The following is an 18,747-nucleotide window of genomic DNA, read 5'->3' as shown; positions in this document are numbered from 1 at the left end:
GGCATCGAATGGTGTCGGTCATTTGGGAAATGGTACCGGACCCCTTGGCTACAGACGGAATGTCCGCTTTGGGTCGAAAGCGGTCATCTGTTCGATGTCCGCTTTCGTGTGCGCCACGACGTCAGGCCGAACACGACCAGCCCAACTGCCAGTGCTGGCACCAAAGTCACGACGAGGTTGCCGTCCGGCGTGGAGAGCGAGACCGTAACCGCTGTGACGAAGGCAGCGACAAAACCGATGGAGATGGCCATGGCGCGCGACTTGGACTTCTCGCTTTCACCCTGACTTGCGTCATTCATTTCCTTTCTCTCCGATGTCCATGACCAGGCCCGCAGGCGGAGCGTTCAGTGGGCGAATGTCCGATTCGGGTCGGAAGCAGTCACGTGCCCCATGTCCGCTATCGGCCAGAAGCGGACATTCGACAGTCCTGCTAGCTAGTCGGCCTCACTGTTATGCAGAAGTGCAAAACATCGGTGCCGCCACCATGTTTTTCTTGCCAGTCCAATGCGCCAGCTTTGATCGTCTTGCGCGCGTCGGCGGCAGCCTCAGCAACCGAGAGGTGTTCGGTGGATGTACTCAGGTAGCCAGCGCTACCATGCCCAACGCGACCATCAGCCGCCTTTACCCAGCCCTCCCAGCCCAGGATCAGAGCCGATTGGGACTCCAGGCAGTCGATTGCTTCCAATGCGTCGGCAAGCGGAAGCACGATCTCCCTCGGGGAAATTGATCGCTTCTGAAGGTGTGGCGGAATGTTGTCGAGTTGGCTCACGGCGTGAGCTTATGCAGGACGGGGTTCGACTCACAAGCCGGCCATGGCAGTTTTCCGCCAGAAGCGGACGTCATCCCAGTCCGTCCGACCAGCCCACCATCCTGACGGTACTAAATGGTTCACTGGACAGGAATGCGCTTCGGAGCGACTCGCTGGACCCGCCGACATGCAGATGCCCCTCATTGCAGAACGCAACCTTGAGGTGGCCACTCTCGAGATCGATACGCATCTCGGCGTCGCATGGAAGAAAAATGTTCTGGTCAATTGCCCGTTCCAAGAAATCCGCCAACCAGGACGTGTTGACCCGCATGGGAACAAGCCATAGGTCGCCGTGAATTTGGCAGCCTGCGCCATAACGCGCAACAAGGTTTGCGTCTCCGACCAAGTCAACAAGAACTCTGGGAAGGGCTCGCACCAATGACAGGATTTCGTCTGGTTCTAGCTGAGCAGATACCTCATCTGTTTGATCTGAAAAATTCATCGATGCGCAACTCAAAGACGTCGGCTTACTTGGCGCGATGATAGCCGGACCGAGCGCAGCGATCGGAATGTCCGCTTGGGGTCGAAAGCGGTCACTCAGAGGCGTGGACCGGCCTGAGGAGTCGGAGGGTCCGCTTTCGGGCAGAAGCGGAGCCAAGTCACTTGGGTCGAAAGCAAATGCGCGGGTGGGTCATTGCGGTCATGCGATCCTCACCGCTGCTTTACCTGACCGAGCGTAATCGCTTGTCGCCTATGCGTTGCGAGCCTGGTCTTCCGAAGCTGATCAACAAGAGGGCTCGGCTCTACCTCGCCACGGGAGACGACACATGCGGAACGCACTACCTTTGTTGATGCTGGCCGCCGCGCTGGCCGCCTGTTCGACCGGCTCGACGCTGACCAGGGAGGAGCGGGTTGCGCTCTACCGCGAACACGCCGGCGAACCGGTCGCTTCCTTCCAGTTGCCGCGCGCTGGCATGCGGCAATGGACGCCCCTGGACGATCGGACGCTGACGGTGTGGGCGACGCCGACGAGTGGACACCTGATCGAACTGCGCAACCCCTGCCCTCGCATGCTCACCTCAGCCGGTCTCTCGTTCACGAACTCGATGGGCGTCGTCAACAGCGGGATGGATAGCGTCGTGACCCGCGGCGCCGGTGGTTCACCGGCTGCCATCAACGCGTGTCGGATCGAAACGATCCGCCCACTCGACGCCAACACGATCCGCGACGCAAAACGCGAACTGCGCGAATACGACGCCATCGATCGCAGCGAGGCGCCGCCAGAAAGCGACGCGTCGCCTTCCTGACGGCACTCGTTTGCGAAGGTCAGAGCCCAGTCCGATATCCCGCGACGAACGAATTGAACGCAGGCATTGCGCCAGCAAGCCCAACTTCTGTGCGAGAGCTGATGACAAACGTGAGGTAGTAGTCGCCATCCTCTGCGTAGGCGACGCGCTCCCAGTTTCCGGAGCTGCCTTTGCCGGGCGAATACGCGACGACCTGAAATTCGATCGCGTCCTTGGTGAGGATTGGGCGCTCTCGTGAAACGGTCATACCGGCATCGGAGCGCTTGAACTCGCCCATGTCGTTGGAAATGTAGGACTGCAGACTCTTTGTCTCGGGAATACGAGGCTTGTAGTCGGCTCGCGCGTACATGACGGTTTCGGCCTCTGAAAAGGTCGAGCCGTCCGGAGCAAGCGCATTGAACGCAAAGTGGTGCGAGGACCCCTCATCGAAGTGCCAACCTTTCGGCGGGTCGACCTTTGGCCACCACATGAAATGGATGCCGGATTCCGTCCGAGCCGCAACCTTTTCAATCGCCGCGGCCGCCGGGAATGCGAGAAGAACAAGTAGAACGGCTGCGGGAAGTCTCATATGGGCCCTGACGACCTGATAGACGGACCCGTTGGTCCTGTAGTGGCACCGAGCTTACAGACCTTGCGCCAGACCGGCTCGATGTCCACGCGTCCTTCCACCAGCACGTTGCGCCGGGTGGCGACGAAACGCTTGAATCCGCCGTCCGGGCCGGCCGCGTCGCCCCACGCCACAAAGCCGCAGGCCACGCCGTCGTAAGGCGGCGTATCCACCACGTGCACGCGCTTGATGCGCAGTTGCGCGGGCTGGCCCAGGCGCGTGTACAACAATCGGCGGAGCCCCGGAGGAAGTGCTTCGGTTTCGACGTGCGAAACGACCGGCGCCATCGGCGTGACGGGTGCCGGCGCGCGTGCTTCCCGCCACCACGCCAATGCTGCGATCGCGATGACGGCCGCGACCAAAAATAGCGATGTGCTGCGAATGTTCATGCCATCGAAAGGACGGCCGCGACCTGCGCGACCGCCCCGGGATCACATCAGAAATTGCCCATCGTCGCGTCGCAGTTCAGCGTGCGCGTGGCGGACCGGAGGTAGTTGTCGAAGCAGCTCGTCGAACCGTCGGTGGTGAAGATCGCGGTGTCGTCCGGCGAGCCAACGCCCGTGACATGGTTGTCGCTGACGCGGTTGAAGGTGCCGGTGATGTACATGCCGTAGGTGACCTTGCCTGCGCTCGCCGACGTGCCGGCGACGACGTTCTGCGCATACACGCTGCTCAGCGAGCCGTCGCTGAAGATGCCGTACGCCGCCGAGGCCGGCGAGTTCGTGCCGACCACCAGGTTGTCGCGCACGATGTGCTGGCGGAAGCCGCTGGTCGAACCGCCGAGGCGGATGCCGATCGCGTAGGTGTTCACCTGGCCGCCCACGTCGTACACCTTGTTGCCGGTCACTTCGAGCGCGCTGCCGTAGGCCCGGATGCCGTGCCAGAACGGGCCGGCGACGTAGTTGTCGCGGATCTGGACGTAGTAGTTCTTGTTCGGCTGCGTGTTGGTCTGGAACAGGTCGATGCCGTTCTGGAAGCCGCCGATGACGCGGCAGTTCTTGACCACGATGTTGTTGCGGTTGCCGATGTAGATGCCGGCCGACGTGCCGTTGTTGGCAGTGGCGGCGTTCTTCAGCGTGTGGCCATCGCAGTCGAGCGTGACATCGCTGGCGTTGATGTTGATCGCCTTGGCGGTCGTCGAGTTGATCGTGAAATCGGACGCCAGGCAGTACTTGCCGGGCGCGCTGATGACCGCCGGGACGGCGGTGATGGTCGTGCAGCTCTGTGCGAAGGCGGCGGCGGGCGACGCCAGCAGCACGAGGGCTGCCAACTGGTAAAGACGCTTCATGGATTTCCCCTGGATTCGGATCGTGGATGCGACACACGGCCCTCCCCGGGCCGCGCGGCATCGGGGGGAATGTTAATGCGCGACCCGGTCACAAAAGTGGGGTTCGCAGCGGTCCTCATCTGAGAATTTTTCTTGGTCGGACGGAGCGCACGAACGGGAACTCACACCCTCCAGCGCCGTTTCCGAAAAATAATGGGGGTGGACACCTGTCAACAGGGTGGCCAACCGCGGGGGTGTTCGTGGCAATACTTGGTCACCATTTTCTAGCGACCGCAATCACCCGCTTCGAACCCGGTCCACGACGGCAACCGCGATCCGGTAGGACTTGAACAGCGATCGCTTGCCGGTCTCCTGCGCCAGCGCGTGTTCCGGATGCTCGCGCCATTGGCGGATGGCACTTTCGTTTTCCCAAAGGGAGTACGACAGGATCTTGCCCGGCGTGGACACGCTCTGGAAACGCTCGATCGAAAGAAAGCCTTGGATGGCGTCCAGGTTGGGCCGCAGCGATTGTGCGATGTCGAAATACCGTTGCGCTTTCTCGGTATCGTCGAACTCGACTTCGAAAATGACGGCGATCATGCGGGCTCCTTGAGGAATGCGGTCACTTCGGCCCACAGCGCCGTGCGCTGCGGCTGCAAGTGCAACCAGTGGTTTCCTCCGGCAATCTTGATGTCGCGTTTTTCCGCGGCTCCCAATTCGGCGAAGAGTCGCTGCGCGTCGGAATCCGTGGTGACGTCATCCCATTCGCCGCGGATGATGAGGGTGGGCTGTTTGACGCGGCCGCTGTCGACCAGGCGTTCACCCGCCCACATGCGCGCGATGTCGGCCATCGGGCCGTTCGGCACCTTCACGGATGCGGGTGCGCGCGACGCGGACGTCCCGTCGGTCGCGAGATACGCGTCGCACCAACGCTCCAGTTCCTGCGCGGTGACCGGTGTCGGGAGCGCATCGGGCATGCCCTCGCGTTGTCGAGGGCGCTGCATTGCCGACGTGATCAGTTGCCATGCAGGTTCCGGCCTCGTGTTGCGATCCCCCGCTCGCGTGGCCACCGGCCCGAACAGGACGAGGCGTTGGATGAGATCCGGCCGTTCGGCGGCGACGCGCCGTGCCGGCAATGTTCCCCACGAATGCGCGACGACGTGGATTGGCGTATTCGGTCGCACGTGGTGGATGTGTTCCAACACTTCGATGATCTGCGCAGCAGCGGCCACGCTGTCTCCGAATGGCGGGGCTGCATCGGCCGGTCCTGCGAGCGCGGCAGGGCGCGACGAGCCGCCGTATCCGGCGAAATCGAAGCCCCATGCATCGAACCCAGACTCCTGGAGATGATCCAGCCAGGACACGCCCTGCATGCACCAGCCAACGGACATCGACGCCGGGAACGTGGCGCCATGCACGTAAAGGACGGCGGCACCGTCGCCGCGTTGCCGGACGATCGCAAGCTTCAGGCGCTCATCGCCCGTGCGCCATGGAACGTATTGGGACATCGGCAGCTCACGTGTCAAAACGCTAAGCTAGCCCTCGACCGTCATCCGATGTTTCGTTCGGTATCGAACCATGACTTCCGGGCCGCCCATTGCAAAGTTCGCCTCCCTCATCGGTGAACCCGCGCGTGCGCTGATGCTGGCCGCGTTGATGGACGACCGAAGCCGCACCGCCGGGGAATTGGCGCGTGTCTCCGGCGTGACGCCGCAGACGGCGAGTGCGCACTTGGCAAAGTTGACGCAGGCAGGCCTGGTCGCGGTCCAGAGCCAGGGCCGTCATCGCTATCACCGCCTGGCGAACGTCGAAGTCGCTTTGGCGCTGGAAGCGCTCATGACGATTGCTTCAACGCCTGTTGCGAAACAGCAGCTCGGTCCCGCGGATGCGGAACTGCGGCACGCGCGATCGTGCTACGACCACATGGCCGGCGAAGTCGCGGTGCGATTCGCAACGATGGCGATCGAGCGCGGTTGGATCGATGACGCGCGCGAAGACTGGACGCTCACGCCCGACGGCGCAGTCGCGTTCGAAACACTGGGCGTACCGCTCCCCGATGCGTCCAAGCGCAGGCCCGCGGTGCGGCCTTGCATGGATTGGAGCGAGCGTCGTCCGCACATCGCCGGGCAACTCGGCGCCAATGTTCTGCGCGCGTGCATCGAGAACGGATGGGTGAGGATGCGGCCCCACTCGCGCATCCTCACGGTGACACGCGAGGGCTACCGCGTCCTTGCGCCTGCCGCTACCAAGCCCTCGCCGCTTCCGCGAGAAGCGCGTTACTGATACGAACGCGGTCGAGGACAACGCTCCCTTTCCTACGCGCCACGAAGAGGGACACCCGGGAATTCGCCTTGGTGTTCTGGCTGATCAACTGACCCGATTGCAGCAGGCCAGTGCACAGGCACGCAGGGACGACAGCCAATCCGGTGCCTGCGGCGGCGGCATCGAGCGCCGCCTGGTAGTCCGGGACGATGGCCGACGGGAGGTCCGGATTCGATCCGAATGCGGCACGCCAGAAGCTCGCAAGCGCGGGCACCGGGCCCTGGATGTCGATCAGTGGCAATCCCCTGGGCGCTGCTGACTTGGGAAGTCGCTCCCGCCAACGCGGCGCACACACCAGCACCAGAGGCCCCTCGTACAGCAGGTCGTAATCGATCGCCTTGTGCGGAATCCGTGCCGGCGTCACGGCCAGATCCAACTCCTTGTCAGCCAGGGCCGTCAGCAGCGCGGGCGGTGGCGCCGATCGCAAGTCGAGACGGATGCCGTACTGCGGCAAGGGCGCAAATCCCGAGAGGACCAGCTTCGTGAAGCCACTGGTCGCCCCCACATGGATGACGCCTGCCAGAGCCTCGTTCTTCCCGCCGGCGATGCCCACGAGGGCTTCCAGCGCATCCAGATGCGCTCCCACCTGGCGCTCCAATTCGTTGGCGGCAGGCGTCGACGCGATTCCTCGCGGCAAGCGCTCGAACAGCCGGCAGCCCAGGCGACTCTCGAGCACCTTGATGTGCCGCGACACGGCGGGTTGCGTCAGATGGAGCGCGTCGGCAGCCCGCGAGATGGAGTTGTGCCGGTAGACACTGAGAAAGCTTCGAAGGTAGAGGAGATGAGACATACAAATATCTATGGGATCACGATCAATCCATGATTTGTATTGAGTCTATAGCGGCCTCAAAGTCTGGGCAAATGCAAACGATCGGGTGCCACCATGCCTCTGCCGCCGTCCACGATTCCGGTGTTTCCCGACCTCCATGGCAAGGTTGCCGTCGTGACCGGAGGCTCACGTGGCATCGGGGCGGAGACCTGCCTCGCGCTGGCGAGGAATGGCGTCAAGGTCGCCATCAACGGCCGGGACGAAACCGCGATCCACGCGACAGCGCAGGCCATCCGCGCGATCGGTGGCCACGCCCTCGCCGCGCCAGCGGATTGCGCCCGGCTGTCGTCGGTGGAAGCGATGCGGGACCGCATCCATGCGGAGTTCGGTGCGCCTGACTTTGTCGTGGCATTTGCCGGGGGAGGCACCGCGCGGCCGATGCCGTTCGAGCAGATCACCGAGGAGGACTGGCGTTCGAGCATCGACAACAACCTGACCTCGACGTTCTTCACCCTCAAATGCTTCTTGCCGGCAATGATCGCCCGCGGCTCTGGAGGCATCGTGAACATGGCGTCGGCCGGTGGCAGGGTGGCCGCAGGGGCGCCCGCTGCGTACGGCGCAGCCAAAGCCGGGGTGATCATGCTCACGCGTCACTTGGCCCAGGAGACAGGGAAGCATGGCATCCGGGTCAACTGTGTTTCTCCATCCGCGGTTTTGACGGAGCGAACGCGACAGGCCATCTCGGACGAACAAGAGCAGCAGATGCGTGCCGCGTTTCCACTAGGTCGACTCGGTCATCCACGAGACGTCGCTGCCGCGACCCTCTTTCTCCTGTCCTCGGCTTCTTCCTGGATCACCGGCGTGACTCTGGATGTGGCCGGCGGCCGTGTCATGTCATGAAGGACATCCGATGATCGCTTTGGACCACATGATCTTGCGGGTTCGCAATGCAGCCAAGTCCGTCGCTTTCTATCGGCAGATCCTCGCGTTTGCACACGAAGGCAAGGCCGGCCCGTTCGACATCTTGAGAGTGCACGAGGGGTTGACGCTCGACTTGATGGAGCAAGTACCGCAAGACCAAGTGCACCTGGCGTTTTGCCTGGAGCGCGCCGCATTCGATGCGGCCCATCGGCGTCTCATCCAGCTGAGCATTCCGTACGGTAACGGGCCGTTCGACCGGTCGGGCGGGCTCCCTGCGAAATCGCTCGGCGCAAGAGGCATGGCGGATGCGCTGTATTTCCATGACCCGGATGCGCACAACATCGAAATTAGGACTTATGAATCCGCGCGAGCCTGACAACATGAGAAGCACCATCCTCTGGATCGTCGCTGTCACGTTGATGGCGCTGGGCGGCGTGATCGTGGTCCTGGCGATCGGCGGACAACCCGACCCGCCCGCATTGCGCGCCGCGGCCCCATTGCTCGACGGGGCATGGCGATTCCACGTTGGCGACAACCCGCACTGGGCCGATGCGGACGCAGACGACAGCGCCTGGGAAACGACGGACCTGAGCGCACCGGCAAGCAGCACCGATGGCGATGTCGGGTTGCCGAACTACGTCGGGGGATGGATGGCGCACGGCCACCCCGGTTATCGCGGGTATGCCTGGTATCGACGCACCGTGACGGTGCCGGCCGGACACCGCGCGTGGGATGTTCTCGGACCGACCGCCGTCGAGGACGGCTACGAGCTATATTGGAACGGCGTGCGGCTGGGCGGATCGGGTCGGCTTGGTGCATCCCCTCGCGTCGTGGGCACGCGGCCGATGTTGTTCGCGCTTCCCGCCGATGCGGCGGGCAAAACCGGGGTCATCGCCATCCGCGCTTACATGCAACCCGGCAGCGATGCCGCCGACAACTCCGGCGGCGTGCACGTCGCGCCGACGCTAGCGCCGCGCCCGGAAAGCCAGGCGCTTTACCGCGTGCAGTGGTGGCGGACGATCGCCGGTTATATCGTCGAGGTGGTGGAGCCGGCGGCGATCTTCGCACTCGTTGGCCTGGCGCTTGTGATTCGGCCACGCAGCACCCACCCGGGCTTCATCGCGTTTGCATGCATCGCGCTGGTGCTTTGGGCGTTGAAGCGCCTCGACAACGCGATCGTCTCCTGGACCGATCTGCTCAGCCTGCCGACGTATGTCTGGTTGAACGCACTTTGGACGCCGCTCAGCCTTGTTGCGTGGACGCTTGCCTGGAACCGCTGGTGCCTGCGCGCCTCGCGGGCGATCGACGGTGCAACCGTGGTGATGGCCGTTCTCGGAATCGCGGGTGCTGCGTTCCACGCCACGGCGGTGAGCCGCTTGTGTCGGCTCGGATTACTCGCGTTGCTGTTGATCTGTGTCGTGCGAATCCTTCGCAGTGGCCCGATGCGCATCCTGGCGGTAGCGACGATGACATCGATCCTGGTCGCGCAATTTGCCGGTGAGCTGAGCGCGATCGGCGTCCCCGTCATCTGGTTCCCCTTCGGCATCGGGGTCACGCTCGCGCAATACGCCTATGCGATCGCGATACCGTTGCTGGCTTGCCTGATCGTGCGAACCTGCGATTTGCGGACTTCGTCGCATTCGAAGACATGAAGTGTTGTTCAGGCTGTGCTTGCTGAGATCCACAGCAAGTCGAGCGGGTTGTTCTCATGCATGGAAGCCAAGAAATCGAGCGCGAGTACGAAGTCATCCTGGAAGCGCTGGACAAGGGCGTCGTCCCTTCCGATGCGGCAATCGAAGCCTTGTTGGAGATGGGATTCCTCGAAGAAGCGCCGGACGGATATCGGATGACCTTGTTTGCTCGCCTGAAGCTGGACACGCTCCGCATCAAGCGCGAGCGCGAAACGATGGAACAAGTGCTTGCGCCCGATGTGTCGGCACTGTCGAAACGCACCCTGCCCTAGCCCACCGAATCACGCCTTGGGCCAGGCCGCACGCACCTCGGACTGCACGTCCGTCCACGGGAGATCCGCGCCCAACCCGCTGGCCAACCAGGCGCGCTCTGCGTAAGGCTGCACCTCGTCCCACGACTCGCCGTGGAAGACCTGCGTCAGTGCGCGGACGAAGAAATCGAACTCGAGATTCCTCGAGTCGGAGAGATCCTTGAAGTTCATGCTGGCCGGTGGGAGCTGCACGGCCTTCGTATACGCCTCTCCCGGCGAATCCGAATGTGTCCCACGGTGAGGTCCGCCCAGCGGCGACGGGGGAACCCGATTTGTCATCTGCCCTTGCCCGCGACGGGACTCGTGACCGGTTCGGCCGAGAGCGGGATCGCGCAGGACTTGGCGTCGAATAACTCCGTCGTGTGATAACCCTGCAGCAGCCCGAACCTGATCTTGTCCTGTTGCAGGCGGCCCATCAGGAAATCGAACGCGGCCGGCGTTCCATCCGCCAAAACCAGTTTGCGACTGAGCGGACGCGTGGCGTCATCCCATTGCAGCGGGACCACGAGCTTCGGATGCACCTGGTCGACGGTCTGCCGGTAATACAGGTCCTGGAAGTAGTCGCTCTGCTCGGCCAGGCCGCCGGTCGGAAGGAACAGGACATCCGCGTTGACATGGTCGAGGGCGCCGGGCAGGAAGTTCGCCGACGACTTGACCAGGATCGAACGACTGCCCTTGCGGATGAGCAGATCGACGGAACTGCCGCCCGGATGCGTTCGACCTGATGCGTCCTTCGGCAATGGCGCCGCCTTTGAAGCGATCTGCTCGACCCGGAACTTCCCGGCCTTGATGGTGCTACCCGGCATGTACGGGGCGAGTTGCTGTTGCGGCACGCCATTGGCACGCGCGACGTCGAGCGCGGCGCTCGGCCCCACGAGAGTCGCGCCCGTCCTGCGTGCGATGTAGATCGCGTCTCCAACGCGATCGCCCTCGCCTGCGACGAAAATCGCGCCGACGCGATTGGCTTGCAGCAGCTTCAAAGTTTCGTCGATGCGCTTCCCATCCGTGGTCGATCCGGCAGATCGACTGACGCGCGGATTGACCAGGAGCTGCGTTTCCCCGTCGTCGAACAGCAGCATCGAGGTGCCGAGATAGGTGACGGTGATGCTGCCGGGCCTGGGGACCACGCCGACGGAGGACAACAAGCTGGCCCGGTAACGCTCGGGCAATGGATCGCCGTCCTCTGCCGCCCCGGACGCCGTCGTGCCGTGACCCTGCCGTCCGCAGGAGGCACATGCCACCAGCGCCAGCAGCAACCAGGCAACGACAGGACGTGTGCGCATCGCAGGCCTCCCTTTGCTGGCGCCAACGCGGCAATCGCTACGCATCGGTCAAAGAAACGGGGCGACGGGAAATCCCGTCGCCCCTCGTTCAACCGATCAGCTTCCGCCGATCAGCGGCTTGCCGTCATTTGCACAGCGGGCAGCTGTCGGTGGCGTAGTCGGTCTGCGGGTTGGGGAAGCTCGGGACCGGAATGGCCGTATCGGCGCTCACGTCCACCCGGTTTCCAAACACTGCAACGTCGGTATCGGTTTCGCCGTTGTCGGGCGCGATCGCGTCGAAGCACAGGCCTTCGCCGGCGTCGATCGTGCCGCTGTGATCGGTGTCACCGAGCAGGATCGAGTCCGTCGCCGACCCCGCGGGCCCCAACGTCGTTCCCGTCGGCACCAACGAATTGGCGCTGATCTTCGGGTCGGCCACCACGAGGTTCTTCAACGCAACGTTGCCCTTGTTGGTGACCTCGATGCTGAAGCAGGCGTGCGCCTTCATGCCGCCCGAGGTGTTGACCAGCGTCACCTTGTCGCCGACGCAGTCCTTGGTCACGTCGATCGCCGTGTTGGTGGGGGCGACGCACTCATCCAGGACATCGTCGTCGGACTTCATCTGGTACGTGCGGACCAGGTCGGGATCGCCCGCGCCGACGAAGGTCTTCGCTCGCGCCTCCACGATGTTGAGGAGCGGGTTATCCAGGCTGTCGCAGGACAACGTCACGTCAACCGAGGAGTGGCCCGCGATGGTGTTGGCGATTTCATACGCGGTGTCCTTGACCAGGTTGGTGTTCAACGGCGTCGCCGGATTCGCGGCGGTGCCGCCCGAGCCCAGGTCGACGGCGGTGATCTTGCAGGCGTTTCCGGTCGTGCCGCCCAGGCCGAGCTTCTCGACCAGTTGCACGTCACGCAAGGTGCCGCCACTCGGGTTGGAGAACGTCACGGTGAAATTCGTATGGACGCTGACGCCATCCGGATTCACCACCGGGCTCACGCCGGCTTCGACCTTGCAGGCCTTCGCCACGGACATGTCGCACAAGGCGAAGTCGCCGAGCGCGAAATCCTTCAGTTGCGCGGAGGTGGAGGCCGACGTACGGGTCATCGCCATGAACGAAGCGAAACACGTCGATCCGGTGCCGAAGATCTGGGTGAGGTCGACGCCGCCTTCGAAGAACGTGCGCGCCGGGAACGTGTTCGTCGGATCGAACGTGCTGCCGGACTTGAAGAAGTAAGTGGACCAGGACGACGGCACGGTTTCGGGATTGCTGTTGGACGCCGCGCACGCCATCGGCGTGGTCTGGCCCGCGACGTTATTCAGGCAGTACCGATCGCCGACGGTGAAGCCACCGCCCGTCGAGGTGGACCCAACGACTTGCAGGGGCTTCTGTCCACCGATCCACCGGAACACGTTGATCTCGCCGATCTTGCCACCGGTGACGTAGTCGGAAGTGACCAGGATGTCGCCGACGGTGTGCGTGCCGACGAACTGTCCGTTGGCGCCAAGGCTGATCTTGTCCTTGAAGAACCAGAAGCCGGTCGCGGCGGTGCCACCGGAGCCGGAACGATCCAGGCCGAAATAGACCAGCAGGTGACCGTTCGAGGGATCGGTGTACGCCGCTGCAAAGGCATGGCCGATTTCGTTCTTGATGGGCGAAACCGCGGACGTGACCTGTTGCCATTGATTGACGTTGTTGACGTCCTTCGAGCCGCCGCCCGTGAACGCGGTGTCCGTGGCGTCGAGGCCGTCGGTGATGAACGTCTGGACGTTGGAATGGTTCTGGGCGATCAGCCCAGGGCCACCCGGACGATCGTCCGCGATGTTTTCCCAGTCATCGCCGGCCGGTGGGCCATCGACGGCGTTGCCTTCGAGTTCGAAGATGGTTTCGTCGTTGACCGAGAGCGCGATCAGCGGGATTGCCACGCCCGCGGCCACGAGGAGCAAGGTGAGGACGCGACCGGCATTCTTTTGGAAACGGGTTGTCGGCTTGGACATGTCCGGATTCCTCTGGAAGAAGGACGCAACCGGAAGCCCGCAGGAGACCGGCAACGGCCCGCGGAGCATCTTCCCGACGGTCGCTCGCAGGAATCCCTCGTGCAGGTGTAACTCGTACAGGTGAGCGGCGGATGGCCGATCGCATGTCGACCACGCGTTGGCACGCCGTGGCGCTCCCATCACCCAGAAGGCGTAATGGATTCGCCTTTCCTCGGGTGATCTCCTTTCGCCGCTATGGCTCAAACAAGAAGAGGGACACCATGAAACGCATCGCGCTGGTGTTCGTTGCGGCGGGCGTGCTCACCGGCACCGCAGCATGGCTGGCACCTGCTTCGTTTGGACAGAACACCGGCATGACGGCCGGGCAAGCGACACCAGACAGCAACGCGGCCAAGCAAGTCATCGTGACGACGATCCCGCAAGGATACCGAGACTGGAAATTCGTTTCGGCCGCCCATGAAGCCGGTGATCTCAACGACATACGCGTTGTGATCGGCAATGACATCGCGATCCGGGCCTATCGCGCAGGCAAGCCCTTTCCCGAGGGTTCCGTCGTCGGCCGAGTGGCCTGGAAAATGGTCCCCTCCGAAGAGAACAACAAGACCTTCGGCAAGGAACAATCGTTCGTTCCGGGAGACGCACCCGATTGGTATCTGCAGTTCATGGAGAAGGATTCCAAAAAGTATGCCGCCACGGGTGGTTGGGGCTACTCGAATTTCGGAAAAGACCTCCAGCCGACCACCGATGAAAAAGTGATGTACTCCTGCTTTGTCTGCCACCAGGCCGTCACGCAGCGCGACTACGTGTTCACGAAGTACTCGCCTTGATCACTCCCGTCGGAGTGATGCAAGCCAAGCGATCGCTTCTTCACGGTCATCGAAGAAGGCCAGCTCAAGTTGTCTGATCTGAGCCGTCGTCTGCGTGGACCGCCCGTCTTCGCGCGATAGCCCCAGCATTGCGACCCGACACCCATTGAGGGTGGGAGATACCGCGCTCTTCGCAATGAAATCAATGCGGTCGTTGTCGTCGTTCACCAGCAGCTTCGCATTCGTGAAGTTCACCAGAATGTTTCGCACGCTGGTTGCTTCAAGGATCGACGACATGTCTTCGAGTGCATCCAGTCGTTCGCGATAGCTAACCGGTCCGTCGTAGACCAACTCAAGGATTTCATGCTCGCGAGGCAGCGAGAGCTTGTATGCCATTGACAAGGTGTAGGGGGATGCGGGACGGCGACTCTAACGCACTGCTGGGTGAAGACGCCTGGGCCATGTCCGCTACCCTGACCCGCCGCTCATGGGGCATCGGGCATGATCGCCGCCCTCCGACATGGCGGCGACGCCCGATGCCGATGCACCGGCCAGCGCTCTATCGATGGCACTTGCTTGGACTGGCGTTGACCGGCGGGGCCTTGGCCATTGTCTTCCATGCCACCCGACTCGACCTGGACCTGGCGGCGCATTGGTACGACCGGACCAGCCACACCTTCCCTTGGCGCGACGCGTGGCTCACGCACTACGCCGTGCATCGAATCCTGAAGTCGCTGGAGATCGTCGCCGGAATCGCGATGTGTGTCCTTGCGATTCTCGCTGCCCGTTCGACGCAGCCGGGCTTCCTGTCCACGCATCGGCGACGCCTTGCGTGCGTCGCGATCTCATTCATCGTGGTGCCCGCCACGATCGGCCTGTTGCATCACTTGAGCGCCACGCATTGTCCGTGGGACGTCGCGGAGTTCGGAGGCGCCAGCCCCTACTTCGATCTGCTGCAGGCAACGCCCGCTGGCGTGCCACCCGGCCGGTGCTTCCCTTCGGCGTTCGTGAGCAGCGGATCCTGGATGCTGTCGTTCACATGGCTCTGGTATCCCGAGCGCCCGCGGAGATGCGTGTGCATCGCCCTCCTCGCATTCGCGTGGTCCTTCGGACTCGGATGGATCCAGCAGATGCGCGGCGCCCACTTCCTCTCACACACCCTTTGGTCGCTGTGGGTGAGCTGGGCGATCGTCCTGTTCGTGCACTACGCGTGCGGGGCGCGGCGTGAGGCCGAGTTGGCTGCCGGCAGGAAGTAAATAGCCACTCTCATGATTACCTGAGGGCACAGCATTGAAGGGGGTGAAGTGTCCGCTTTCGGCCAAAAGCGGACATGCGCGGCCGGGTCTGTCACACCTCAGGCTTGGTCGGAAAATCGCCGAGGTTGAGGCGTATCCAAATCTCCTCGGCGATGATTTCCTTTGCCTTCGCCATGACGCTGCGATCGATCAACTTTGCGTCAACCAACGCATCAGCCGCCAACTCGGCTATGTCCTGACTCCACTGTTCCGGGTTCATCGTCGCTCCTAGCGAATTGGCTGCGAAACTGTCCGCTTTCGGCCAGAAGCGGACACTCGCGCCTATCTCAAACGAGGTACGACATCCTCGGAGATTACTAGCTGCGTCTCGAATCCCGGGTTGAGTACCACGCCAAATCCGCCCGGAAGTCGTCGGAAGAACTCGCGCCCTGGCATTCGGAGAACATACGACGCCCGACTGCGAGTCGTCTCCGATCTTGAGAGAGACGAGAAGGCCGCGACAAGCGGATTGGCTTCTGATCCTATGAGCAACGGCTCGAAACCCTGCCCATCTTGCTCAACTTCCCTTCGACTAGGTAAGTAAACGGACGCATCCGCAACCTTCGACAGCAAGTCATCGAGGGACATAGATCCGCGCCTTGCCCTAATGATGAGATCTTCCAGATCGTTTCCTGGGACGAACTCAAGCAACTTCATGTTTTTCGTGTACCAAGAGTTTGCCGGTCATTGGCGCGAAGGGTAGCGGCGCAAAGGCGGAGCTTCAAATGTCCGCTTTGGGTCGAAAGCGGACATTGGCGGCCACTCCCGGTGGCGGGGTGACGGCCGGTCACGAGTGACCGCTTTCGACCCAAAGCGGACATCGCGTACGCTGCGCGTTGGCATTCACTCTGGCGACTTACGCATGGGCGCATCCCCGGAAAAGCTGCAAGAGCTTCTGAACTATTGCATCGACTTCGCCAAGGTGATGCTCAACGACTCAGGCGATTTCTACCCCTTCGGTGCCACGCTCAGCGCCGATGGTCAGGTGTCGGCGGCAGGTGGCTACAACGGCCAGGAGAGGCCGGCGCCTCAGGACCTTTATCGCCTCCTGTGCGAATCATTTACTTCAAGTGCTGCAGAGGGCTCGATCGCGGCGGCTGCTTTGGCAGCAAACGTAGATATTCCAAAGGAGTACAACCCGCAGGCCCCGGATGGGCTGCGTGTTCATCTGGAAAGTGAAGGCTTCTCAAGGTTCATCTACGTCCCCTATGTCATCAGGAAGAAGGGGTTTTTTGCGAAGTCCATTTCGGTGACGACATTCGAACCCTTCGCTGTGCAGATTGGCCCAACGATGTTCAACGCGGCCTCCGACGCCTCGTAGCGCACCACCGGTAGCGTTCCGTGCGCTGCCCCTTGAATGTCCGCTATTGGCCGAAAGCTGCCATAGATCACCAGGTGACCGCTGACGCCCCTAACCGAAGGACCCTGTCGTAGATCAACTCGCTGGCCATGATCGCCGCCGTCGAGTGACTGGTTCAGATCGAAGATGAGCTTCCCCACGGAAACTGCTCATGGGGGCTTGAGGATGGTTGAGTGCACACTCGGGTGATGGTGTCCTCTCCCGGGCAACCGGATCATAGCCAGCGAGCATGCACTCCTGCCGGAGGCCCCCATGACGCTCGCTCCCGCGCGCCCTGCGCTGGTTCCCCTGTGTGCCGCGATGTCGTTGCTGCTGCCCGCGGCTGACCTGTCCGCAAAACAGCCGGGGTACACGACGGCCCCCGGCACGCCAGTCTGTACCGTCGAGCCATCGCAACCCGTGGTCTGCGCATGGACCATGGACACCCTGATCCCCCCGCCGGACAAATACTCCATCGAAGCCATCGCCACGTACGACCCCGACTGCAACGGCAGCCCGGACCTGAGCCAGACCTTCAAGTTCTCCATTTTCAGTCGCAGCCCCGTGGTCGACATCGCGCCGGCCTCCCTGGATGTCACTGTGTGTACGTCGGGGGATTCGCCGTGCACCGTGCCCGCGACGTATCACGCCAAGACCGTCCAGATCCGGGTCAAGGCCATGAGCTCGACCAAGGGCGCGTCGCAGAGCGCGCCCTTCAGCGCGCTGTCCGTGCCGGTCACGATTCCCGGCGTGTGTCTGTGCCCCGATGTGTGCGTGGCCATCGGCAACCGCGTGCTGGCGGCGACGCCGAGCTTCGTCCATCGGTTCGGCTGCGGCCTCCAGAGTGGCATCCCCGAGATTGATTGGTACTTCGAGAGCAACTCTCCGCTGCCCCCTGACGCCGTCACCACGAGCTACCTCGGCGGCTTCCTCGCTGGCGGTGAAGGCTTTGGCTGCAGCGAAGAAGGGCCCCTCGTCGAGCGCAACATCATTCCGATGAGCGCAGCCGAGAAGAATGCCTGCGTGGCGCAATTTGCCCCGCAGTTCGCGCAGCACTTCAACTTTGCCTGCGACCCGACCGACCCCAACCACCCGTACTTGCTCAATTTCACGCCACCCTGAGCCATCGTGCCGGCGGGACGACGCAGCGCACCAATGGATGCGCTGCGTCGCGATCGGCTGCGAGGTAGGGCCCGCTCCTCAAGTGTCCGCTTCTGGCCGAAAGCAGACACTCGCATGCCCCCCGAACTTTCTGATCAACCCTTGAAGTCCTTCTCAGGGTTCGACCCGCCATAGTTCTGGAACACGTTCATGAAACCGGGAATGGTCGCCTCGCGTTTCCAGTCGCGTTGCAGCTCGCAATACAGTTGCGTCTTGCTGATCAAGCTGGCGCCCGCCTGCTCGATCCGGCGCAAGGCCGCCTCGTGCGCAGCAATGGACGTCCCGCCCACGGCGTCCACGACCGCATAGACATCAAAGCCTTCCTTCAGCGCGTCGAGTGCCGGGAAGGCAAGGCAGGCTTCGGTCCACAACGCGGTCATGATCAGCTTCTTGCGACCGGTGGCCGCGACCGCTTGCCGGAACTCGACATCCTCCCAACTGTTGATCGTCGTGCGGTCATACGTCGGCAAGTGCCCCAGGAGCGCCTGGAGTTCGGCGATCGGCGGCTTGTTGCGCCCTGTCCCGACATTCACCGTCGAATGCACGATGGGCAGCTTGTAGTTGAGCGCCGCCTTGGCCGTGCTGACGATGTTGAACACCAATTCCTTCTGATCCATCGAACGGATCGAGGACACCTGGATCGGCTGGTAATCGATGACGATGAAAGCCGAATTTTCCGGCGTGAGCAGATGATCCTTGATCGGATCCCGAATCGGTTCACTGGCCATGGCGAACTCCTCTGGTGAATGCCAATGCAGCGTCAAACGCACCGCATCCTGCAAATCGCGATGAAGGACCGACACGCACTCGGTTGTCGCGACTGCAGGGCGGCCATGGATGGCCACCCGGGCGGAGCTCCGGTTGCATGGATGCGGCTTGAAGGCGCTCCGACAGGCGCGATAACCGAGGGCGTGGCGGTCCGTCCCTTCCGGAGCCGAGGCT

General features: G+C 62.8%; 25 protein-coding genes. 11 read left to right on the top strand and 14 right to left on the bottom strand.

Translation table 11 applies throughout. The features are described 5' to 3' along the window. Positions 1-83: 83 nt before the first annotated feature. Together LVB87_RS11700 and LVB87_RS11695 are read right to left on the bottom strand one after the other, a co-directional pair. Positions 84-299, bottom strand: coding sequence for a hypothetical protein (locus tag LVB87_RS11700; RefSeq protein WP_232898134.1), 216 nt, complete (start codon positions 297-299; stop codon positions 84-86). Between the two features lie 131 nt (positions 300-430). Then, on the bottom strand, positions 431-769 hold the full coding sequence (locus LVB87_RS11695) for a hypothetical protein (protein ID WP_232898133.1): 339 nt from the start codon (positions 767-769) through the stop codon (positions 431-433). 166 nt (positions 770-935) lie between these two features. Between LVB87_RS11695 and LVB87_RS11690 the strand changes: the two genes are divergently transcribed. Continuing rightward, positions 936-1,094 (top strand): hypothetical protein, encoded by a 159-nt coding sequence (locus LVB87_RS11690; protein WP_232898132.1) that lies wholly within the window; start codon positions 936-938, stop codon positions 1,092-1,094. Positions 1,095-1,599: 505 nt separating this feature from the next. Further along, a complete protein-coding gene (locus tag LVB87_RS11685) occupies positions 1,600-2,055 on the top strand; it encodes a DUF6491 family protein (protein WP_232898131.1) in 456 nt (151 codons plus the stop codon). Between the two features lie 19 nt (positions 2,056-2,074). Here the strand turns inward: LVB87_RS11685 and LVB87_RS11680 are convergent, their stop codons facing one another. The 5 genes from LVB87_RS11680 to LVB87_RS11660 all read right to left on the bottom strand — a co-directional run bounded on the left by LVB87_RS11680 (position 2,075) and on the right by LVB87_RS11660 (position 5,437). Further along, the gene (locus tag LVB87_RS11680; protein ID WP_232898130.1) at positions 2,075-2,623 is read right to left on the bottom strand and encodes a hypothetical protein; all 549 of its coding nucleotides are present in this window, start codon (positions 2,621-2,623) and stop codon (positions 2,075-2,077) included. Beyond that, complete coding sequence (locus LVB87_RS11675; protein WP_232898129.1) at positions 2,620-3,051, bottom strand: hypothetical protein; 432 nt, start codon at positions 3,049-3,051, stop codon at positions 2,620-2,622. Before LVB87_RS11675 ends, LVB87_RS11680 begins: the two co-directional genes overlap by 4 nt. Before the next feature lie 47 nt (positions 3,052-3,098). Then, complete coding sequence (locus LVB87_RS11670; RefSeq protein ID WP_232898128.1) at positions 3,099-3,950, bottom strand: right-handed parallel beta-helix repeat-containing protein; 852 nt, start codon at positions 3,948-3,950, stop codon at positions 3,099-3,101. 276 nt (positions 3,951-4,226) lie between these two features. Beyond that, entirely contained in the window at positions 4,227-4,529 is a 303-nt protein-coding gene (locus LVB87_RS11665) for an antibiotic biosynthesis monooxygenase (protein WP_232898127.1), read from the bottom strand. After that, on the bottom strand, positions 4,526-5,437 hold the full coding sequence (locus tag LVB87_RS11660; protein WP_232898126.1) for an alpha/beta fold hydrolase: 912 nt from the start codon (positions 5,435-5,437) through the stop codon (positions 4,526-4,528). Before LVB87_RS11660 ends, LVB87_RS11665 begins: the two co-directional genes overlap by 4 nt. A 70-nt stretch (positions 5,438-5,507) precedes the next feature. Between LVB87_RS11660 and LVB87_RS11655 the strand changes: the two genes are divergently transcribed. Then, positions 5,508-6,212, top strand: coding sequence for a helix-turn-helix transcriptional regulator (locus LVB87_RS11655; protein WP_232898125.1), 705 nt, complete (start codon positions 5,508-5,510; stop codon positions 6,210-6,212). Here LVB87_RS11655 and LVB87_RS11650 read toward each other — a convergent pair. Then, a complete protein-coding gene (locus LVB87_RS11650; protein WP_232898124.1) occupies positions 6,172-7,041 on the bottom strand; it encodes a LysR family transcriptional regulator in 870 nt (289 codons plus the stop codon). The two genes, LVB87_RS11655 and LVB87_RS11650, sit on opposite strands and share 41 nt — an antisense overlap. A gap of 120 nt (positions 7,042-7,161) precedes the next feature. Between LVB87_RS11650 and LVB87_RS11645 the strand changes: the two genes are divergently transcribed. Genes LVB87_RS11645 through LVB87_RS11630 form a run of 4 tightly spaced genes read left to right on the top strand, consistent with a single transcriptional unit; the run spans position 7,162 to position 9,904 of the window. Then, positions 7,162-7,920: an SDR family NAD(P)-dependent oxidoreductase gene (locus tag LVB87_RS11645; RefSeq protein ID WP_232898123.1), complete on the top strand. Its 759-nt coding sequence runs from the start codon at positions 7,162-7,164 to the stop codon at positions 7,918-7,920. Positions 7,921-7,930: 10 nt separating this feature from the next. Next, positions 7,931-8,317, top strand: a complete 387-nt coding sequence (locus tag LVB87_RS11640; RefSeq protein WP_232898122.1) for a VOC family protein — start codon at positions 7,931-7,933, stop codon at positions 8,315-8,317. Between the two features lie 4 nt (positions 8,318-8,321). After that, the gene (locus LVB87_RS11635) at positions 8,322-9,593 is read left to right on the top strand and encodes a glycoside hydrolase family 2 (protein ID WP_232898121.1); all 1,272 of its coding nucleotides are present in this window, start codon (positions 8,322-8,324) and stop codon (positions 9,591-9,593) included. 56 nt (positions 9,594-9,649) lie between these two features. After that, positions 9,650-9,904 (top strand): hypothetical protein, encoded by a 255-nt coding sequence (locus LVB87_RS11630; protein ID WP_232898120.1) that lies wholly within the window; start codon positions 9,650-9,652, stop codon positions 9,902-9,904. A 9-nt stretch (positions 9,905-9,913) separates the two neighbouring features. Here LVB87_RS11630 and LVB87_RS11625 read toward each other — a convergent pair whose 3' ends face one another. The 3 genes from LVB87_RS11625 to LVB87_RS11615 form a co-directional block, all read right to left on the bottom strand. Continuing rightward, a complete protein-coding gene (locus LVB87_RS11625) occupies positions 9,914-10,114 on the bottom strand; it encodes a hypothetical protein (protein ID WP_232898119.1) in 201 nt (66 codons plus the stop codon). A 104-nt stretch (positions 10,115-10,218) separates the two neighbouring features. Continuing rightward, complete coding sequence (locus LVB87_RS11620) at positions 10,219-11,226, bottom strand: hypothetical protein (RefSeq protein ID WP_232898118.1); 1,008 nt, start codon at positions 11,224-11,226, stop codon at positions 10,219-10,221. Positions 11,227-11,350: 124 nt separating this feature from the next. Continuing rightward, positions 11,351-13,204 carry a hypothetical protein gene (locus LVB87_RS11615; protein ID WP_232898117.1) on the bottom strand — a complete coding sequence of 618 codons (1,854 nt, stop codon included), beginning with the start codon at positions 13,202-13,204 and terminating at the stop codon, positions 11,351-11,353. Between the two features lie 260 nt (positions 13,205-13,464). Here LVB87_RS11615 and LVB87_RS11610 point away from each other — a divergent pair, with 260 nt between their 5' ends. After that, complete coding sequence (locus tag LVB87_RS11610) at positions 13,465-14,031, top strand: cytochrome P460 family protein (protein WP_232898116.1); 567 nt, start codon at positions 13,465-13,467, stop codon at positions 14,029-14,031. Here LVB87_RS11610 and LVB87_RS11605 read toward each other — a convergent pair whose 3' ends face one another. Continuing rightward, positions 14,032-14,406, bottom strand: a complete 375-nt coding sequence (locus tag LVB87_RS11605) for a hypothetical protein (RefSeq protein WP_232898115.1) — start codon at positions 14,404-14,406, stop codon at positions 14,032-14,034. 17 nt (positions 14,407-14,423) lie between these two features. On the opposite strand from LVB87_RS11605, the gene LVB87_RS11600 reads away from it, so the two are divergent. Continuing rightward, on the top strand, positions 14,424-15,266 hold the full coding sequence (locus LVB87_RS11600; RefSeq protein WP_232898114.1) for a phosphatase PAP2 family protein: 843 nt from the start codon (positions 14,424-14,426) through the stop codon (positions 15,264-15,266). A gap of 91 nt (positions 15,267-15,357) precedes the next feature. On the opposite strand, the gene LVB87_RS11595 is transcribed toward LVB87_RS11600, so the two are convergent. Next, a complete protein-coding gene (locus tag LVB87_RS11595) occupies positions 15,358-15,525 on the bottom strand; it encodes a hypothetical protein (protein WP_232898113.1) in 168 nt (55 codons plus the stop codon). Between the two features lie 642 nt (positions 15,526-16,167). On the opposite strand from LVB87_RS11595, the gene LVB87_RS11590 reads away from it, so the two are divergent. Then, positions 16,168-16,626, top strand: coding sequence for a hypothetical protein (locus LVB87_RS11590; RefSeq protein WP_232898112.1), 459 nt, complete (start codon positions 16,168-16,170; stop codon positions 16,624-16,626). A gap of 291 nt (positions 16,627-16,917) precedes the next feature. Next, positions 16,918-17,766, top strand: a complete 849-nt coding sequence (locus tag LVB87_RS11585) for a hypothetical protein (protein WP_232898111.1) — start codon at positions 16,918-16,920, stop codon at positions 17,764-17,766. 134 nt (positions 17,767-17,900) lie between these two features. Here LVB87_RS11585 and LVB87_RS11580 read toward each other — a convergent pair whose 3' ends face one another. Continuing rightward, positions 17,901-18,650 (bottom strand): hydrolase, encoded by a 750-nt coding sequence (locus LVB87_RS11580; protein ID WP_232898110.1) that lies wholly within the window; start codon positions 18,648-18,650, stop codon positions 17,901-17,903. Between the last annotated feature and the right edge of the window lie 97 nt (positions 18,651-18,747).

Source organism: Lysobacter sp. KIS68-7, assembly GCF_021284745.1.
Lineage (GTDB): Bacteria > Pseudomonadota > Gammaproteobacteria > Xanthomonadales > Xanthomonadaceae > Noviluteimonas.
Note: the sequence above shows the minus strand (reverse complement) of the source record. Positions and strands in the feature narration are given on the sequence as shown.

Bases quoted from the DNA above. Each gene is read 5' to 3' on its own strand.
- LVB87_RS11700 (WP_232898134.1), bottom strand. From the start codon at position 299: ATGAATGACGCAAGTCAGGGTGAAAGCGAGAAGTCCAAGTCGCGCGCC.
- LVB87_RS11690 (WP_232898132.1), top strand. From the start codon at position 936: ATGCAGATGCCCCTCATTGCAGAACGCAACCTTGAGGTGGCCACTCTC.
- LVB87_RS11685 (WP_232898131.1), top strand. From the start codon at position 1,600: ATGCTGGCCGCCGCGCTGGCCGCCTGTTCGACCGGCTCGACGCTGACC.
- LVB87_RS11680 (WP_232898130.1), bottom strand. From the start codon at position 2,623: ATGAGACTTCCCGCAGCCGTTCTACTTGTTCTTCTCGCATTCCCGGCG.
- LVB87_RS11675 (WP_232898129.1), bottom strand. From the start codon at position 3,051: ATGAACATTCGCAGCACATCGCTATTTTTGGTCGCGGCCGTCATCGCG.
- LVB87_RS11670 (WP_232898128.1), bottom strand. From the start codon at position 3,950: ATGAAGCGTCTTTACCAGTTGGCAGCCCTCGTGCTGCTGGCGTCGCCC.
- LVB87_RS11665 (WP_232898127.1), bottom strand. From the start codon at position 4,529: ATGATCGCCGTCATTTTCGAAGTCGAGTTCGACGATACCGAGAAAGCG.
- LVB87_RS11660 (WP_232898126.1), bottom strand. From the start codon at position 5,437: ATGTCCCAATACGTTCCATGGCGCACGGGCGATGAGCGCCTGAAGCTT.
- LVB87_RS11655 (WP_232898125.1), top strand. From the start codon at position 5,508: ATGACTTCCGGGCCGCCCATTGCAAAGTTCGCCTCCCTCATCGGTGAA.
- LVB87_RS11650 (WP_232898124.1), bottom strand. From the start codon at position 7,041: ATGTCTCATCTCCTCTACCTTCGAAGCTTTCTCAGTGTCTACCGGCAC.
- LVB87_RS11640 (WP_232898122.1), top strand. From the start codon at position 7,931: ATGATCGCTTTGGACCACATGATCTTGCGGGTTCGCAATGCAGCCAAG.
- LVB87_RS11635 (WP_232898121.1), top strand. From the start codon at position 8,322: ATGAGAAGCACCATCCTCTGGATCGTCGCTGTCACGTTGATGGCGCTG.
- LVB87_RS11630 (WP_232898120.1), top strand. From the start codon at position 9,650: ATGCATGGAAGCCAAGAAATCGAGCGCGAGTACGAAGTCATCCTGGAA.
- LVB87_RS11625 (WP_232898119.1), bottom strand. From the start codon at position 10,114: ATGAACTTCAAGGATCTCTCCGACTCGAGGAATCTCGAGTTCGATTTC.
- LVB87_RS11620 (WP_232898118.1), bottom strand. From the start codon at position 11,226: ATGCGCACACGTCCTGTCGTTGCCTGGTTGCTGCTGGCGCTGGTGGCA.
- LVB87_RS11615 (WP_232898117.1), bottom strand. From the start codon at position 13,204: ATGTCCAAGCCGACAACCCGTTTCCAAAAGAATGCCGGTCGCGTCCTC.
- LVB87_RS11610 (WP_232898116.1), top strand. From the start codon at position 13,465: ATGAAACGCATCGCGCTGGTGTTCGTTGCGGCGGGCGTGCTCACCGGC.
- LVB87_RS11605 (WP_232898115.1), bottom strand. From the start codon at position 14,406: ATGGCATACAAGCTCTCGCTGCCTCGCGAGCATGAAATCCTTGAGTTG.
- LVB87_RS11600 (WP_232898114.1), top strand. From the start codon at position 14,424: ATGCGGGACGGCGACTCTAACGCACTGCTGGGTGAAGACGCCTGGGCC.
- LVB87_RS11595 (WP_232898113.1), bottom strand. From the start codon at position 15,525: ATGAACCCGGAACAGTGGAGTCAGGACATAGCCGAGTTGGCGGCTGAT.
- LVB87_RS11590 (WP_232898112.1), top strand. From the start codon at position 16,168: ATGGGCGCATCCCCGGAAAAGCTGCAAGAGCTTCTGAACTATTGCATC.
- LVB87_RS11585 (WP_232898111.1), top strand. From the start codon at position 16,918: ATGACGCTCGCTCCCGCGCGCCCTGCGCTGGTTCCCCTGTGTGCCGCG.